The organism is Streptomyces violascens, from assembly GCF_014649955.1.
GTDB classification, from domain to species: Bacteria; Actinomycetota; Actinomycetes; order Streptomycetales; family Streptomycetaceae; genus Streptomyces; species Streptomyces violascens.
This window is the reverse complement of sequence record NZ_BMUA01000001.1, coordinates 1,042,709-1,058,503: the sequence shown is the minus strand read 5'-3', so window position 1 is coordinate 1,058,503 and position 15,795 is coordinate 1,042,709. Positions and strand designations below refer to the sequence as shown.

General features: G+C 72.8%; 19 protein-coding genes. 9 read left to right on the top strand and 10 right to left on the bottom strand.

The genetic code is table 11. The annotated features are described in order from the left end of the window. Window positions 1–86: 86 nt before the first annotated feature. Entirely contained in the window at window positions 87–770 is a 684-nt protein-coding gene (locus IE206_RS04950; RefSeq protein ID WP_189960664.1) for a uracil-DNA glycosylase, read from the top strand. Between the two features lie 151 nt (window positions 771–921). Continuing rightward, complete coding sequence (locus IE206_RS04945) at window positions 922–1,395, top strand: hypothetical protein (RefSeq protein WP_189960663.1); 474 nt, start codon at window positions 922–924, stop codon at window positions 1,393–1,395. Between the two features lie 33 nt (window positions 1,396–1,428). Here the strand turns inward: IE206_RS04945 and IE206_RS04940 are convergent, their stop codons facing one another. Together IE206_RS04940 and IE206_RS04935 are read right to left on the bottom strand one after the other, a co-directional pair. Further along, complete coding sequence (locus IE206_RS04940; RefSeq protein ID WP_189960662.1) at window positions 1,429–1,878, bottom strand: hypothetical protein; 450 nt, start codon at window positions 1,876–1,878, stop codon at window positions 1,429–1,431. A 96-nt stretch (window positions 1,879–1,974) separates the two neighbouring features. Further along, window positions 1,975–2,511: a DinB family protein gene (locus tag IE206_RS04935; RefSeq protein ID WP_189960661.1), complete on the bottom strand. Its 537-nt coding sequence runs from the start codon at window positions 2,509–2,511 to the stop codon at window positions 1,975–1,977. A gap of 262 nt (window positions 2,512–2,773) precedes the next feature. Between IE206_RS04935 and IE206_RS04930 the strand changes: the two genes are divergently transcribed. After that, the gene (locus tag IE206_RS04930; RefSeq protein ID WP_189960660.1) at window positions 2,774–3,679 is read left to right on the top strand and encodes a Gfo/Idh/MocA family protein; all 906 of its coding nucleotides are present in this window, start codon (window positions 2,774–2,776) and stop codon (window positions 3,677–3,679) included. Here IE206_RS04930 and lnt read toward each other — a convergent pair. Next, a complete protein-coding gene (gene lnt, locus IE206_RS04925) occupies window positions 3,603–5,174 on the bottom strand; it encodes an apolipoprotein N-acyltransferase (RefSeq protein ID WP_189960659.1) in 1,572 nt (523 codons plus the stop codon). The two genes, IE206_RS04930 and lnt, sit on opposite strands and share 77 nt — an antisense overlap. 110 nt (window positions 5,175–5,284) lie before the next feature. Beyond that, window positions 5,285–5,764, bottom strand: a complete 480-nt coding sequence (locus IE206_RS04920) for a nuclear transport factor 2 family protein (RefSeq protein WP_189960658.1) — start codon at window positions 5,762–5,764, stop codon at window positions 5,285–5,287. Between the two features lie 83 nt (window positions 5,765–5,847). Between IE206_RS04920 and IE206_RS04915 the strand changes: the two genes are divergently transcribed. Further along, window positions 5,848–6,633, top strand: coding sequence for a crotonase/enoyl-CoA hydratase family protein (locus IE206_RS04915; RefSeq protein ID WP_189960657.1), 786 nt, complete (start codon window positions 5,848–5,850; stop codon window positions 6,631–6,633). Between the two features lie 24 nt (window positions 6,634–6,657). On the opposite strand, the gene IE206_RS04910 is transcribed toward IE206_RS04915, so the two are convergent. The 3 genes from IE206_RS04910 to IE206_RS04900 all read right to left on the bottom strand — a co-directional run bounded on the left by IE206_RS04910 (window position 6,658) and on the right by IE206_RS04900 (window position 7,998). Continuing rightward, on the bottom strand, window positions 6,658–7,452 hold the full coding sequence (locus IE206_RS04910; protein ID WP_189960656.1) for a GNAT family N-acetyltransferase: 795 nt from the start codon (window positions 7,450–7,452) through the stop codon (window positions 6,658–6,660). A gap of 52 nt (window positions 7,453–7,504) precedes the next feature. Next, window positions 7,505–7,702: a hypothetical protein gene (locus tag IE206_RS04905; RefSeq protein WP_189960653.1), complete on the bottom strand. Its 198-nt coding sequence runs from the start codon at window positions 7,700–7,702 to the stop codon at window positions 7,505–7,507. 119 nt (window positions 7,703–7,821) lie between these two features. After that, on the bottom strand, window positions 7,822–7,998 hold the full coding sequence (locus tag IE206_RS04900) for a hypothetical protein (RefSeq protein WP_189960651.1): 177 nt from the start codon (window positions 7,996–7,998) through the stop codon (window positions 7,822–7,824). Window positions 7,999–8,208: 210 nt separating this feature from the next. On the opposite strand from IE206_RS04900, the gene IE206_RS04895 reads away from it, so the two are divergent. Next, window positions 8,209–8,586, top strand: coding sequence for a hypothetical protein (locus IE206_RS04895; RefSeq protein ID WP_189960649.1), 378 nt, complete (start codon window positions 8,209–8,211; stop codon window positions 8,584–8,586). 30 nt (window positions 8,587–8,616) lie between these two features. Here the strand turns inward: IE206_RS04895 and IE206_RS04890 are convergent, their stop codons facing one another. Continuing rightward, entirely contained in the window at window positions 8,617–9,489 is an 873-nt protein-coding gene (locus IE206_RS04890) for an undecaprenyl-diphosphate phosphatase (RefSeq protein ID WP_189960647.1), read from the bottom strand. 209 nt (window positions 9,490–9,698) lie between these two features. Continuing rightward, complete coding sequence (locus IE206_RS04885) at window positions 9,699–10,403, bottom strand: TVP38/TMEM64 family protein (RefSeq protein ID WP_189960644.1); 705 nt, start codon at window positions 10,401–10,403, stop codon at window positions 9,699–9,701. A 106-nt stretch (window positions 10,404–10,509) separates the two neighbouring features. Here IE206_RS04885 and IE206_RS04880 point away from each other — a divergent pair, with 106 nt between their 5' ends. The 4 genes from IE206_RS04880 to IE206_RS04865 all read left to right on the top strand — a co-directional run bounded on the left by IE206_RS04880 (window position 10,510) and on the right by IE206_RS04865 (window position 14,527). Then, window positions 10,510–11,208, top strand: coding sequence for a DNA alkylation repair protein (locus IE206_RS04880; RefSeq protein ID WP_189960643.1), 699 nt, complete (start codon window positions 10,510–10,512; stop codon window positions 11,206–11,208). Between the two features lie 291 nt (window positions 11,209–11,499). Beyond that, window positions 11,500–12,669, top strand: a complete 1,170-nt coding sequence (gene tuf, locus IE206_RS04875) for an elongation factor Tu (protein ID WP_189960641.1) — start codon at window positions 11,500–11,502, stop codon at window positions 12,667–12,669. A gap of 67 nt (window positions 12,670–12,736) precedes the next feature. Next, window positions 12,737–13,573, top strand: a complete 837-nt coding sequence (locus IE206_RS04870) for a patatin-like phospholipase family protein (protein WP_189960633.1) — start codon at window positions 12,737–12,739, stop codon at window positions 13,571–13,573. 93 nt (window positions 13,574–13,666) lie between these two features. Then, entirely contained in the window at window positions 13,667–14,527 is an 861-nt protein-coding gene (locus IE206_RS04865; protein WP_189960631.1) for a spermidine synthase, read from the top strand. On the opposite strand, the gene IE206_RS04860 is transcribed toward IE206_RS04865, so the two are convergent. Continuing rightward, window positions 14,489–15,790, bottom strand: coding sequence for an MFS transporter (locus tag IE206_RS04860; protein ID WP_189960629.1), 1,302 nt, complete (start codon window positions 15,788–15,790; stop codon window positions 14,489–14,491). The genes IE206_RS04865 and IE206_RS04860 overlap by 39 nt on opposite strands. Window positions 15,791–15,795: the final 5 nt, after the last annotated feature.

Sequence of the window (15,795 nt, the reverse complement as noted above, 5' to 3'; positions counted from 1 at the left end):
GCGGACGGCGTTGTCAGTGGCTCCCGGTAGGTTCGGGAATCCGCACTGAAGGTGCGGAAACCGAATGTCCCACGGAGGTTGTTGACGTGACCGATATCGCCATGCTGCCCGAGTCCTGGCAGGGCGTCCTCGGCGAGGAGCTCCAGAAGCCGTACTTCAAGGAGCTCACCGCGTTCGTCGAGGAGGAGCGGGCGAAGGGCCCCGTCTTCCCGCCGCGCGACGAGGTCTTCGCGGCGCTCGAAGCGACGCCGTACGACAAGGTGAAGGTCCTGGTCCTCGGCCAGGACCCGTACCACGGCGAGGGCCAGGGGCACGGCTTGTGCTTCTCGGTGCGGCCCGGCGTCAAGACGCCTCCGTCGCTGCGCAACATCTACAAGGAGATGCGCGACGAGCTCGGCCTGGACATCCCGGACAACGGCTATCTGATGCCGTGGGCCCAGCAGGGCGTGCTGTTGCTCAACGCGGTGCTCACCGTGCGCTCCGGGGAGGCCAACTCGCACAAGGGCAAGGGCTGGGAGAAGTTCACCGACGCGGTGATCCGCGCGGTCGCCTCGCGGCCCGACCCGGCGGTCTTCGTGCTGTGGGGCAACTACGCGCAGAAGAAGCTCCCGCTGATCGACGAGGAGCGCCACGTCGTGGTCAAGGGCGCGCACCCCTCCCCGCTCTCGGCCAAGAAGTTCTTCGGCTCGCACCCGTTCACGCAGATCAACGAGGCCGTCGCGGCCCAGGGCCACGCCCCGATCGACTGGCGCGTGCCGAACCTGGGCTGAGAGGGACCGGCCGAGGGGGACCGTCGGCCGGGCGTGGTGACGGCGTCCGGCTGACAGGCCCGGGCCCCCGCCCGAGCCTGAGGCCCATTGTCAGTGGCGGCGGCTAGCGTCGAAGGCGATCGGCTTTTCGTGACGACGGGTGGAGACAGCGGTGACGGACATGCAGGAAGCCCCGGGGGACATCGTGATGACCCGGATCGGGCAAGCGATGATGCTGCTGCACGGCGGGGACCGCGAGGAGGCCCGCAACCGCTTCGGCGCCCTGTGGACGGAGCTCGGTGAGGACGGCGACGCGCTGCACCGCTGCACCCTGGCCCACTACATGGCGGACGCCCAGGACGACGCGGGGGACGAACTGGCCTGGGACCTCAGAGCGTTGGCGGCCGCCGACGGCCTGAGCCAGGAGCGCCTCACCGAGCACCACGCCTCGCTCGCGGTGCGGGCCTTCTACCCCTCGCTCCACCTCAATCTCGCCGCCGACTATGTGAAGCTGCACCGCCCGGATGACGCCCGGCTCCACCTCGACCGGGCCCACGCCTCCCTGGACGCGCTGTCCGACGACGCGTACGGCAACGGCATCCGTGAGGCGCTCCGGCGGCTCGAGAGGCAGCTGGACGCCGTGTGACGGCCCCCTGGGTCCGAACCGGGTGACGAGCCGTCAATTTCCGTACGCCTCATGGCAGATGCGAGCCTCGGGGCTGTCCGGCTGCCAGCCGCCGTACCCCTCGCCCAGCGCGCAGATGTCGCCCGACGCGGGCGGCGGGGCCGGCCGGGGGTGCCGCTTCCTGGGGGCGGCGGGGTGATGCCTGGGCTGCTCGGCCCGGGGGTGGTGATGGCGGGGCGCGTACGGGTGCTCCGCCTTCGGGGGCGGGGGCGGCGAAGGGGAGGGGGCGTCCGGCGGCATGACCGAGTCCAGGGCCTCGCGGGCCGGGGCCTGGACGATCTGCCTCTGCGGGGCGCCCTCGCCCGGCGGCCGGGCGGGCGGGGCGGCGGGTGGCTGGGTGGGCGCGGTCCGGGCGTCGACGGAGACACAACCCGAGACGCATCCGCAGGCGGTGAGGGCTGCCACCACCGTCATGAGCTTCAGCGCGTTCCTGGTTCGGTGCATCTGGCAACTCTGCTGGCCGCGGGGGCAGTTGGGCGATAGTACGGGCCTACAAATGGCCCGCACGAGTGACCCGGCCGCCTCCGTGTTTCCTCGGGCTCATTCGCCCGTCGAGCCGTCGATCGCCTCGCGGATCAGGTCGGCGTGGCCGTTGTGGCGGGCGTACTCCTCGATCATGTGGGTGTAGATCCAGCGGAGGCTGAAGTGCTGGCCGCCCCGGGCGGTGCCGACGCTGAAGTCGTCCAGGCCGTGCTTCGCCGCGTGCGAGCGGGCGGTCGCGACCTCGTGCTGCCAGGTGGCAAGGGCGTCGGCGTAGGTGTCGTCGGGGCCGAAATGGAAGTCGCGGTCCGGGTCCTGTTCGGTCCCGTACACCCAGACATCGGGCTCGCCGCCGAACACCGTGGTGAACCACCAGCGTTCGACCTCGGTCAGGTGGCGCAGAAGGCCGAGCAGGGTGAGCGTCGAGCTCGGCACGGCGGCCTGCTTGAGCTGCTCGTCGGTGAGCCCGGCACACTTCCAGGCCAGCGTCTCGCGGTGGTACTCCAGCCAGCCGTCGAGCATCGCCCGCTCGGTGGCGTCCAGTGCGGGCTCGTTGCGCTCGGCGGTCTCGGCCGGCGGTACTTCGGAGGTCGTCATGGCGTCATCCTCGCGGACGGCCTCGACCCACGGCCAACGGTTATCGGAGCGCCGGCCGCGCACAGCGGGGCGGACCGGACTGATCACCGGGCCGTGTACCCGGTCGCGGCGTGGTCCGCAACGCCCTGATCAGTGCGGTCCTTGCCCTCGGCCCCGCTTTCGCGCCCCGTTCCCCCGCGGACGTCGCCCCCTGGCGGCCGCCCCGGCGCACGTATGCTGACCAGGCAAGGAAGCAGGACACCCCTCGGCAGAAGGAGACCCCGTGAAGGTCGGATGCATCGGACTCGGGGACATCGCGCAGAAGGCCTATCTGCCCGTTCTGACCATGCTGCCGGGCACGGAGCTGCATCTGCAGACCCGCACCCCGGCCGCCCTCGCCGCGGTGGCCGCCGCCCACCGCATACCGGCCGCGCAGCGCCACACCGACCTCGACTCGCTGCTCGCGCAGGACCTCGACGCCGCGTTCGTGCACGCGCCGACCGCGGTGCACCCCGAGATCGTGGCCCGGCTGCTCGAAGCGGGCGTACCGACCTATGTCGACAAGCCGCTGGCGTACGAACTCGCCGAGTCCGAGCGGCTCGTGGCGCTCGCCGAGGAGCGCGGCGTCAGCCTCGCCGTCGGCTTCAACCGGCGCCTCGCGCCCGGCTACGCGCAGTGCGCCGACCATCCGCGCGAGCTCATCCTCATGCAGAAGAACCGCGTCGGTCTTCCCGAGGACCCGCGCACCCTGGTGCTCGACGACTTCATCCATGTCGTGGACACGCTGCGCTTCCTGGTGCCGGGACCGATCGAGCACACCGTCGTACGCGCCCGCGTGCGCGAGGGGCTGATGGAGCACGTGGTCCTCCAGCTCTCCGGCGACGGGTTCACCGCGATCGGCACCATGAACCGGATGAACGGATCCACCGAGGAGATCCTGGAGGTCTCCGGGCAGGACACCAAGCGCCAGGTCCTCAACCTCGCCGAGGTCGTGGACCACAAGGGCCAGCCGACCGTGCGCCGCCGCGGCGACTGGGTGCCCGTCGCCCGCCAGCGCGGCATCGAACAGTCCGTCCTCGCCTTCCTCGACGCCGTACGGGCGGGCAAGACGCTCAGCGCGCAGGACGCGCTGGCGACTCACGAGCTGTGCGAGCGGGTGGTGCGGGAGGCTCTGGAGCAGGCCTCCTGAGGGCCCGCGCGCCCTCGGCGGCGCAGAAGGCGGCGAGCACGGCGAGCGCCCCGTACACCGCCCAGTCGCCCAGCCGCACATAGGGCGTCGTGCCGGTGGCGAGCGGCACGTCGTACACCGCGGAGGTGCTGGCGGACGTGCCGATCCACCGGCCGATCCGCCCGCCGTCCGGGCCGTAGACCGCGCTGATGCCGGTCAGCGTCGCATGGACCGTCGGACGGCCCGTCTCGGCGGCGCGCAGCGCGGCCAGCGAGGCGTGCTGGGCCGGCGCCCAGGTGTCCTGGAACGTCGAGGTCGAGGACTGCGCGATGAGCAACTGGGCGCCCATGCGCACCAGATGACGGCTCATGTCGGGGAACGCGGACTCGAAGCACACCAGCGGCCCCACCCGCACCGCGTCCGGCAGCGTCATCACCACGGGCGTCGTGCCGCGCTGCCGGTCCTCGCCCGCCGCCTTGCCCACCGAGGTCGCCCAGCCGAGCAGCGAACGCGCCGGGATGTACTCGCCGAACGGCACGAGCCGCATCTTGTCGTAACGCTGCCCGGTCGGGCCTTCGGGCCCCACGAGGACCGAGCTCTTGAAGATGCCCGGCTTGTCGGACCTGCGGGCGTCCACATTCACCAGGATGTCCGCGTGCAGGTCCTTGGACAGCGCCGCGATCCGCGCGGCCAGATCCGGCCGGGTCGCCAGATCCTGCCCGACACTGCTCTCGCCCCACACGACGAGGTCCACGTGCTGCCCGGCCAGCGCACGGGTCAGCGCCTCGCTGCGGGCGAAGCGGGCGTCGCCGTTCTCGATCACACCGGGCTGCACCACGGCGACCCTGATCTGCCCGTCCCGCTGCATGTGCGGAGCCCACATCCACACGGCTCCCGTGGTGAGGGCACACACCACAAGGGCGGACACCATGGCGGTACGCACATGGGGGAGGGCCACACAGAGCGTGACGGCGGTGTTGACCGCCACCACCAGCAGGCTCACCAGCCACACCCCGCCCACCGACATCAGCCGCAGCGCCGGAGCGGCCTCCCACTGGCTCGCACCCAGCAGCCCCCAGGGCCCGCCGAGCCCCTGCCACGACCGGACGAGCTCCACCATCAGCCAGCCCGAGGGCACCACCGCGACGGCGGCCAGCGCGCGCGTGACGCGGGGCCTGCCCCCCAGCGTCGAGCGCACCAGGACGCCCCACGGCGCCCAGAGCAGCCCGAGCAGAGCGGCCAGGACCACGATGAAGACGTTGAGGCTCGGCAGCAGCCAGTGGTGCACCGCCAGCATGAAGCCGATGCCGCCGAGCCACCCGTCGAGCGCGGCCCGCCGGACGCTGCCGGCGGACCGGATCAGCAGCAGCCAGGGCACGAGGGCGACGTAGGCGAACCACCACAGCGAAGGCGCCGGGAAGGCCGGCGAGGGCAGCGCCCCGGCGAGCAGCGCGGCCGCACCGCGCCACCAGGCATCGCTCGGACGCGGTGTGTGACGGCCGACCGGAATCCGCATGCAGCGCCTCCTTGCCCGCCCCCGTGATCAGTTGGGTTCTCCTGCCAGTGTGCAGGTCAGGGGCCGCCACGCACAGACGGCCCGGCGCCCGGCGCGTCCGGCCCGCGCGCTCAGCCCCCGGCGAGCGCCCCCGACATCCGCCGCCATTTCTCGTGCACGGTCACCGACCTCAGCCGCCAGCCCGCGTCCGTGCGGACCAGCGAGAACGTGTAGCGCCCGCCGGACTCGAAGTCGGGCGCGGGCGGGCTGCCGTCGCCGTTGGCGCCCAGGCACATCGGGTTGAGGTAGTCGGCGCGCAGTTCGGCGCGGTCGCCCGGGTAGCCGCCGAGATCCTGCAGGTTCACCAGGCGGTTGGTGATCAGGTGCTGGCGGACCGGGAAGACCCGCATGGTCTCGGCGAGCCAGCGGGCCACGTCCTCGGCCGGGCCCTCGATGCCGCCCGCCGGGCGGTAGTCCGCTCGGCCGTCGGCGGCGAACAGGGCGCGGTAGGCGGTCCAGTCCCCGTCGTCGACGGCCGCGGCATAGCCGGTGATGAGTTCGTCGATGGCCAAACGGTCGAGGAGGGTTCCGAGGTCCACGCGCTGCGTCATCGGCTCAGTCTGTGCCAGCGGGCCCGGTACGCCAAGAGTCCTGCACTTGTGGCTGGTTGGCACCCCGTGCTACCGCTGGCGCCATGACTGATGAGACGGCTCCGGTGGTACGCAGCGAGCGGCACGGCCCGGTCACGACGGTGATCCTTTCGCGGCCCGGTGTGCGCAACGCGGTGGACGGCCCGACCGCGAAGGCCCTGGCCGACGCCTTCCGCGCCTTCGAGGCCGACGAGCGGGCCGCGGTGGCGGTGCTCTGGGGCGAGGGCGGCACGTTCTGCGCGGGTGCCGACCTCAAGGCGATCGGCACCGAGAGCGGCAACACGGTCACGGAGGACGGCGACGGCCCGATGGGCCCCACCCGCCTCAGGCTCTCCAAGCCGGTGATCGCGGCCGTCGCCGGGCACGCGGTGGCCGGCGGCCTGGAACTCGCGCTGTGGTGCGATCTGCGGGTGATGGAGGAGGACGCCGTGTTCGGGGTCTTCTGCCGCCGCTGGGGCGTGCCCCTGATCGACGGAGGGACGGTGCGGCTGCCGAGGCTCATCGGGGCGGGCCGCGCCATGGACCTCGTCCTCACCGGGCGGCCGGTGGACTCGGCCGAGGCCCACGCCATCGGCCTCGCCGACCGGGTCGTCCCGAGCGGCACCGCCCGCGTGGCGGCGGAACGGCTGGCCGCCGAGATCGCCGCCTTCCCGCAGACGTGCCTGCGCCACGACCGGATGTCGCTGCTCGAACAGGAGGGCCTCGGCGAATCGGAAGCCCTGCTGGGCGAGGTGCGGCACGGCGCCCACGCACTCGGGGAGGCGGCCGAGGGTGCGGCGAGGTTCGCGGCGGGGGCGGGCCGGCACGGCGCCTTCGAGGGCCGGGGCTGAGCGCTTGGCCGGGGCTGAGCGCTTTCAGGGCCGGCGGATGTACGGCGTCGTCACCGTCAGCGGGGTGAAGCCGAGCCGCTGCAGGATGGGGCGGCTCTGGTCGGACGCGTCGACCTGGAGGTAGCGGTAGCCGCGTTCGGCGGCGATGCGGGTGCGGTAGGCGATCAGGGCACGGTAGATCCCCTTGCCGCGCCACTCGGGCAGGGTGCCGCCGCCCCAGAGGCTGGCGAACTCCGTGCCGGGGTGGAAGTCCATGCGGGCCGCGCTCACCGGCACGTCCCCGGCCAGGGCGACGACCGCCGTGACGGTCTCGGGGGCCTCGGCGAACTGGGCGAGGAGGCGCGCGCGGAACCGGACGCCGTCGTCGCCGAAGGCCCGCTCGTGGACGCATGCCATGAGGTCCACCCCGGCCGCGTCGGTCACCGGGCGCAGGGTGATGCCGTCGGCGGGCTCGACGTCGAGGGGAAGGTCCGCGACCCGGGCGACCATGACGGTTTCCTCGGGCTCGGCCTCGAATCCGGCCGCGAGGAGGCGCCGGCCGAGGTCGGCGGGGCAGTCGTGGGCGTACAGCTTCCACTCGCACTCGTTGCCGAGCGAGGCGAAGTGGCGGGCCTGTGCCGCGATCTCCGCGTCCGCGTTCGCCGCGGTCAGGTCCGACCAGATGATGCCGTTCCACACCTGGCCGGGCCCCACCTGCCGTACGACATCGCCGGACCGCTCGACGATCGCGCCGGGGCCGTCGGGCAGGGCGTTCTCCCGCATCTGCCGGTCGAAAACCGCGAGCAACTCGTCATCGGTACCGAAAGTAGTGGTGTCCATCCGGCCACTCCAACACCGTGACGCGGGCCACAGCAACCGGAATTCGGGCGGCTCAGGCCCGTCGGCGCGAGGACGCCCCCGCCGCGACCGGGGCGCTTTCGCCCACCGCCGCGGCCCACTCGGCGAGCAGCCGCTCGTACTCCTCCGCGGGCCAGTGCTCGTCCGCGCCGTCGACGAGCGCACGGATGGCGTCGTTGGCGGCATCCGCGTCGGTCGGCGCGGGGCCGGGCCGCTCGGGGGAGGAAGACATGCGCCCCAGGCTACGGGTCCGGTCGGACAACCACCTCCGCCAAATGCGCCGAACCCCAGGTGGGAGCGGTGGGGGGGTGGTCAAGGTCACAGGGTGTGGGACGTTTGGCCCGCCCGAAGTCAGGCCGCCTGGGCGGCGTCTCCGCGGACGGCCGCGGCCCACTCGACCAGGAGCCAGTGATAGCGCTCCTCCTCTTCGGGCGAGAGGCGTCCGTCGGACCGCTCCCACAGCGAGCGGATCTCCGCGTTCACCACGTCGGCAGGGCGAAGGGAGCGGCGGTCGAAAGTCGGGGGCATGGAGACAACCCTACGGCCATGAGGTGACCCACCGCCACGGAGTGGAAACTCTCAGCCAACATGAAGCAGTTGAGTGAGGTGGGAGGCCCGGAACGAAGCGGTTGTCGGGGGGCGAGATCCGGACACGCGGCCGTACCGGCGCGGCAACTGCCCGGAGCGCTCGGGGCGTTGTCCGGACCCTGGGCGGACGTCGCCGCCTATCCTCGCGGCATGGAGCAGAGCGAGGTTCTCAAGCGAGTGATCGGCATTCTCACCGAGGCCGGGGACTACCGCCGCCGCATCGAGGAGGACGACGAACGGGGCGCCAGGGAAACGGACATCGGCATCGTCACCGCTCTGCTCAACGAGACGATGCCGCACATCGAGATCCCGGCCGACGCCACCCCGCAGGAGATGGCCACCCTCGTGGCGAGGGAGGTCGGCGGCGCCATCCGCCAGCTCGTGGCCGCGTTCAGCCTCGCGTTCGTGGCCCTCGCCCAGGTCCACGATTCCGGCGAGCAGGACGTGACCTCGGCCGATGTGCTCCAGGACCTGGCACTGCGCGCGGAGGAAATCAAGGGCGACGGGCCCGGGGAGGCGGCGGGCTGAGGTCGCCAACTCCCTTAGGCATCAGGCGGGTTAAAGGCCGCCGCCCGCGTCCGGGCTGAGGGTTCCGGCGGCGATCAGGACGAACAGCGCGATGCCGAGCACGATGCGGTAGACCACGAACGGCATGAAGCTCTTGTTGGAGATGAAGGCCATGAACCACGCGATGACCGCATAGCCCACACCGAAGGCGATGACCGCGGCGAAGAGCGTCTCAAGCATCGGGGCCTGACCCGGACCGCCCGCGTCCTTCAGCTCGAAGACCCCCGAGGCGAGCACGGCCGGGATCGCGAGCAGGAAGGAGTAACGGGCCGCCGCCTCGCGGGTGTAGCCCATGAGGAGGCCGCCGCTGATGGTGGCGCCGGACCGCGAGACGCCCGGAATCAGCGCCATGGCCTGGCAGATGCCGTAGATCAGGCCGTCCTTGGTGCTGAGTTCGTGCAGCGACTTGCGCTCCTTGGCGGCCCGGTGACGGCCGCCCGACTCGTCGCGGGCCGCGAGCCGGTCGGCGATGCCGAGCACGACACCCATCACGACCAGGGTGGTGGCGATCACCCGCAGATCGCGGAAGGAGGTGTCGATCTGGTGCTTCAGGACGATGCCGAGCACGCCGATCGGGATCGAGCCGACGATGACGAGCCAGCCCATCCGCGCGTCCTGGTCACCGCGCAGGGAGCGGTCGGTGAGCGAGCGGAACCAGGTCGAGACGATCCGCGCGATGTCCGTACGGAAGTAGATGAGGACGGCCGTCTCGGTGCCGATCTGCGTGATCGCCGTGAATGCCGGACCCGGGTCCTGCCAGCCCGCGAAGGCCGCGGTCAGCCGCAGATGCGCGCTGGAGGAGACGGGCAGGAACTCCGTAAGCCCCTGGACGAGCCCGAGTATGAACGATTCGAACCAAGACATGGGTTACTGCGCCATCCAAGAGGGTCGGGGCCACGGCCGCTCGGCACGACGGGGACCGGCCGGAGCGCCCGGTACGGCACGGCCGCACCGGCGATCTTGCGCGGATCGAGGGGCACGGTAACGGCCGTGAGTTAACGGATGGTTGACGCAGCGAGGCCTGGGGGAAGCGTGGCCGTCCGGATTCCGGTGGACCTCGCCGGGCCTGCGCTCTACCGCTGCCGCAATCCGTGCCGCTTGCACCAGGCCACCGCGGCGGCCCCGGCACCGCTCAGCACGATGAACCCCATCGCGATCAGGAAGGCGGGCGAGGTCGGCGACGAGGCGCTGCTGCCCGCGACGACATACGCGAGGGTGTTGGGCACCGAGCCGAGGCCCGTCGCGAGGAGGAACGGCGCCCACCCCATGCGCGAGACCGCAGCGCAGTAGTTGGCGCCTGCGAAGGGCACGCCGGGGAACAGCCGGATCGCCATCATCGAGCGGAACCCGTGCCGCGACAGCTGGCCGTCCGCCGCCTTCAGCCAGCGCCCGCGCAACAGGGGCCGCAGCGCGTCCTGCCCGAGCACCCGGCCGAGCCCGAACGCGATGCCCGCGCCGAGCACCGTGCCCACCAGCGAGGACGCGAATCCGGCCCAGGTGGTGAAGAGCGCCCCGGCGGCCAGATTGAGGATGGGTCGCGGCACGAACGCCGCCGTGCACAGCCCGTACGCCACCGCGAAGAGGACCACCGCACCGGCCCCGCCCACCTGTGGCGGCCAGCCGTCGGCGAGCAGCCGCTGCGGCTGGAGGACCAGCACCGCGCTTCCGGCGGCCGCGAGCACCACGACGAGCAGCCCGAGCCGGGCCCACGGCGAGAGCACTGCTCTCGTACAGCGGGCGGCGAGGCCGGGGGACGGGTGGACGGCGGGCTCCAGCATCCGGGGAGACTAACCGACGCGGACCGTTGCCCGTCGTAAGAACCATGTCCGAACCCCGCCCCGGGCCCGCGACGGGCGCCGCGCGTTCTGCCCGTACCGTGATCCCATGACGCCTCGCGTGCCCCGCAGTCCGCTCGCCGACGACGTGCTCGGACGGCTCGTCCGGGTCTATCCCGGGGGCGGCGACCCGCACCGGGCCGCCGAGATGGTCGCGTACATGAAGGGCGTCGCCCCCTTCCTCGGCATCCGCACCCCCGAGCGGCGCACGCTGTCGCGGACCGTGCTCGACGGGCTCCCGCGGCCCACCGAGGCGGACTGCGCCGCCGTCGCGCTGCGGTGCTGGGAGCTGGCCGAGCGCGAGTACCACTATTTCGCGGTCGACTACCTGCGGCGCCATGTCCGGGTCTGTTCGTCCGGGTTCCTGCCGGTCGCCCGCCACCTCGTCGCCACCACCTCCTGGTGGGACACCGTCGACCACCTCGCCGCCCACGTCGTCGGCCCGCTCGTCGCCGCCGACGACGAGCTGGCCGCCGTGATGGACGAGTGGATCGAGGACGACGACCTCTGGATCGCCCGCACCGCCCTGCTCCACCAGCTCGCCTACAAGGACCGCACCGACCCCGACCGCCTCTTCGCGTACTGCCTGCGCCGCGGCACGCACCCGGACTTCTTCATCCGCAAGGCCATCGGCTGGAGCCTGCGCGAGTACGCCAAGACCGACCCGGGCGCGGTCCGCGCCTTCGTGAGCGCCGAGCGCGAACGTCTGTCGCCGCTGTCCGTGCGCGAGGCGTTGAAGAACCTGTAGGCGGCGCCCGGCGGCTCAACTCCCGCCCGCCGAAAACCATTCGACGCGCCGTCGCCCACCAGGGATGATCGGCGACATGTCCAGGTACGCCTTCCCCGCAGCGCCGTCCGCAGTCGCGGACGCGCCGAAGGCTGCCGTCTTCACAGCGGCCGACGCAGTCACGGCCGCAGCGCCCTTCGGCGGCGCCCGAAGCTGACCCTTCCCGGAAAGTCCGGCGGACCCCGCACGGGGAGGGTCGGCCGGATTCAGGGGTCCCAGCACGCTCAGCGACCACGCGAGGGACATCCAGCCATGCCCAAGACGGCATACGTACGCACCAAGCCCCACCTCAACATCGGCACCATGGGTCACGTCGACCACGGCAAGACGACCCTGACCGCCGCCATCACCAAAGTGCTCGCCGAGCGCGGCAGCGGCACGTTCGTGCCGTTCGACCGGATCGACCGGGCCCCGGAGGAGGCCGCCCGCGGCATCACCATCAACATCGCGCACGTCGAGTACGAGACCGACACCCGCCACTACGCGCACGTCGACATGCCGGGCCACGCCGACTACGTCAAGAACATGGTCACCGGCGCCGCCCAGCTCGATGGGGCGATCCTCGTGGTGTCCGCGCTCGACGGGATCATGCCGCAGACCGCGGAGCACGTGCTGCTCGCCCGCCAGGTGGGCGTGAACCACATCGTGGTCGCGCTCAACAAGGCGGACGCGGGCGACGAGGAGCTCACGGACCTGGTCGAGCTCGAAGTGCGCGAACTGCTGTCCGCGCACGGATACGGGGGAGACTCCGTGCCCGTCGTCCGGGTCTCCGGGCTCAAGGCCCTGGAGGGCGAGCCGCGCTGGACCGAGGCGATCGGCGCGCTGCTCGACGCCGTGGACACCTACGTGCCCATGCCCGAGCGCTATGTGGACGCGCCGTTCCTGTTGCCGGTCGAGAACGTGCTCACCATCACCGGGCGCGGCACGGTCGTCACCGGAGCGGTCGAGCGCGGCACGGTGCGGGTCGGTGACCGGGTCCAAGTCCTGGGCGCGGACGTCGAGTCGGTGGTCACGGGCCTGGAGACGTTCGGCAAGCCCATGGAGTCGGCCCAGGCCGGCGACAACGTCGCGCTGCTCCTGCGCGGGGTGCCACGCGACGCGGTCCGCCGCGGACACGTGATCGCCGAGCCCGGCAGCGTCTCGCCGAGCCGAAGGTTCACCGCCCAGGTGTACGTCCTCTCCACGCGCGAGGGCGGCCGCGCGACGCCGATCGCGACCGGCTACCGGCCGCAGTTCTACATCCGCACCGCGGATGTGGTCGGCGACGTCGACCTCGGTGAGCTCGCGGTCGCCCGGCCCGGCGACACGGTCACCATGACCGTCGAGCTCGGCCGGGACACGCCCCTGGAGCCGGGTCTCGGCTTCGCCATCCGCGAGGGCGGCCGCACCGTCGGCGCCGGAACGGTGAGCTCGGTCCTGTGACCGGCGGGCCCGCCTTCCCCAGCACCCCGGGGGAGGCGGGCCGTTGGCGTTCCGGCACACTGCGATCATGACGGACACTGCACTGGTACTCGGTTCGGGCGGGCTCATCGGAGTGGGCTGGGAGATCGGCATCCTGCACGGGCTCGCCGAGGCGGGCGTGGATCTGACCGACGCCGATCTCGTCGTAGGCAGCTCGGCGGGCGCGGTCGTCGGCGTGAACACGAGCGCGCGCATCGGCCTCCCCGAGCTCTACGAGCGTCAACTCGCCCACCCCGAGGGGGAGATCGCGGGACGCCTCGGCGCGGGCAAGATATTCCGCTACGCGCGGGCCGTGATCGGCTCCCGCACGCCCGAGCAATACGGCGCGAAGATGGGCAGGATGGCGCTGGTCGCGGACACCCCGAGCGAAGCCGACCGGCGTGCGGTCATCGCCGCGCGGCTGCTCACGCACGAGTGGCCCGAGCGGGCCCTGAAGCTCACCGCGGTCGCCGCCGACACCGGCGAGCTGAGGGTCTTCGACCAGGACAGCGGCGTCCCGCTCGTCGACGCGGTCGCCGCGAGCTGCGCGGTCCCGCTGGTCTGGCCGCCGGTCACCATCGACGGGTGCAAGTGGATCGACGGCGGCCTGCACTCCACGGCCAACGCGCACCTCGCGGCCGGCTGCAGCCGCGTCGTGATCCTCGCGCCCAGCCCGGCCGGCGGCGGCCCGCTCGATTCCCCCGCGGCCCAGGCCGCGAAGCTCACCGCGGCGGGCGCGAAGGTCGTGCTGATCACGCCGGACGCCGCGGCCAAGAAGGCCTTCGGGCGCAGCAGCCTCGACCCCGCGCGGCGCGCCCCGGCCGCCCGGGCCGGCCTCGCCCAGGCCGCCGCCCATGTCCACGCCGTCAAGGCGCTCTGGGCCTGACGCACACCGCCCGGCGACCCGCACCCGTCCGCCGGGCGCTCGCCCAGGAGATGCGAACTCCTGACATCTGCCGAGCAAGGGCACAATGGGACGGTGAACGACGACCCGCGCGCCGAACCGATACCCGTCGTCCGGGAGGTCGACTGGGGCACCGCCAAACTGCTGCCCGACGTCGACCGCCGGCGCGCCTGGCTCCTGACGGTGAACGGCGCCCCGCAGTCGTACGTGGACCTCGACGACCCCACGTACATCGAGTTCGAGTACGTGCGCCGGCTCGCCCATGTCGTGGACTGCGCGGCCGACGAAGGCGCCCCGCTCGACGTGCTGCACCTCGGCGGCGGGGCGCTCACCCTGCCCCGTTATGTCGCGGCGACCCGGCCCGGCTCGCGGCAGGACGTCGTGGACGCCGACCGCGCGCTCGTCCAACTCGTCCGCGAACATCTGCCGTTGCCTCCGGACGCCGGGATCACCCTGCACGCGGCGGACGCCAGGGCGTGGGCCGAGCGCGCGCCGGCCGCCTCGGCCGACCTGCTCGTCGCGGACGTCTTCGGCGGCTCGCGGGTGCCCGCGCACCTCACCTCGATCGAGTACGCGCGCGTCGCCGAGCGCCTTCTCAAGCCCGGCGGCATCTATGCCGCCAACCTGGCGGACGGCGCACCCTTCGCGTTCCTGCGCTCCCAACTGGCCACGTTCCGGGCGGTGTTCGCGGAGGTCGCGCTGATCGCCGAGCCGTCGGTGCTGCGCGGGCGGCGCTTCGGGAACGCCGTACTGCTCGCCTCGGCGCGGCCCCTCGACGTCGCGGCGCTCGCGCGGCGCACGGCGGGCGACGCCTTTCCGGCCCGGGTCGAGCACGGCGACTCGCTGCGCCGCTTCGTCGCGGACGCGCGGCCCGTCGGCGACGCGGACGCGCAGCCCTCACCCGAGCCGCCCGACGGCGCCTTCAGCATCGGCTGACACCCCGGGCCCGCCCGCGGCCACCGGCTCGGTGCGCCGGGTCAGGCGGCGTACGTCGGGCACGCACAGGACCGCCGCGGTGAGCAGCACGATCAGCGCCGAGCAGCCCCACAGCGCGGACGTGCGGCCGACAGCGCTCTGCGCGGGCCCGGCGAGCGCGGTGGCCAGCGGCACCATGGCGATCGAGCCCAGCCAGTCGTAGGCGGAGACGCGCGAGAGCTTCTCCTCCGGGATCTCCTGGTGGAGCGCGGTCATCCAGGAGACGCCGAACACCTCGATCGACACGCCCGTCACCAGCATGGCCGCCGCGAGCGCGCCCACCGGCAGCGGTATGGCGAGCGCCGCAGAGGGCAGGGCCAGCGGAAAGACGCACAGGCTGCCCGCGAGCAGCAGCCGGCGCGGCTTCCAGCGCATCATCAGGAGCGCGCCGCAGAACGTGCCGGCGCCGAACGCGGCGAGCGCGAGCCCCCACGGCCCCGCCCCGCCCAGCTCGTCGCGGGCCACCAGCGGCCCGTACACCGCCTCGGCTGCCGCGACCACGGCGTTGACCACCGCGAACTGCACCACGATCGACCACAGCCACGGCCGCGTGATGAACTCCCGCCAGCCCTCGCGGAGATCGGAGATCATGCCGCCGCCCGCCTCGCGCGGCGGGATGTGGCTCACGTCGAGGAAGGCCCGCAGCGCGCCCGCCACCGCGAAGGCCGCCGCGTCGATCGCGAGCACCCAGCCCGGGCCGAACACGGCGATCAGCGCGCCGCCGAGGGCGGCCCCGCCGATGCCCGCGCCGTGCATCGCCATCCGGTAGAACGCGAAGGCGCGGCCCGCCTCCGCGCCGCTCACGCTGGACATGAGCATGCCCTCCGAGGCGGGGCCGAAGAAGGCCTGGCCCACACCGCCGAGCGCGGTGAGCGCCATCATCTGCCAGAGCAACGGGGTGCCGGTCAGGACGAGGAGCGCGAAGGCGCCCTGGGAAAGGAAGTTGAGGGTGTTGGCGGCGACCATCACCCGGTGGCGCGGAAGCCGGTCGGCCAGCGCGCCGCCGACCAGGAGGAACAGGACGAGCGGCACGGTGCGGGCCGCCGCGACCAGGCCCACGTCGCCACCGCTGCCGCCGGCCTTGAGCACCGCGAACGCCGCCGCGATCAGGGCACCCTGGCTGCCCAGGTTGGTCACGACCGCGGCGGCGGTCAGCAGGGTGTAGTTGCGGCCCGCCCACGAGGGGCGGCGCACAGGCGAAGGGGTGGCGGCGGCGGAAGTCACTCAGG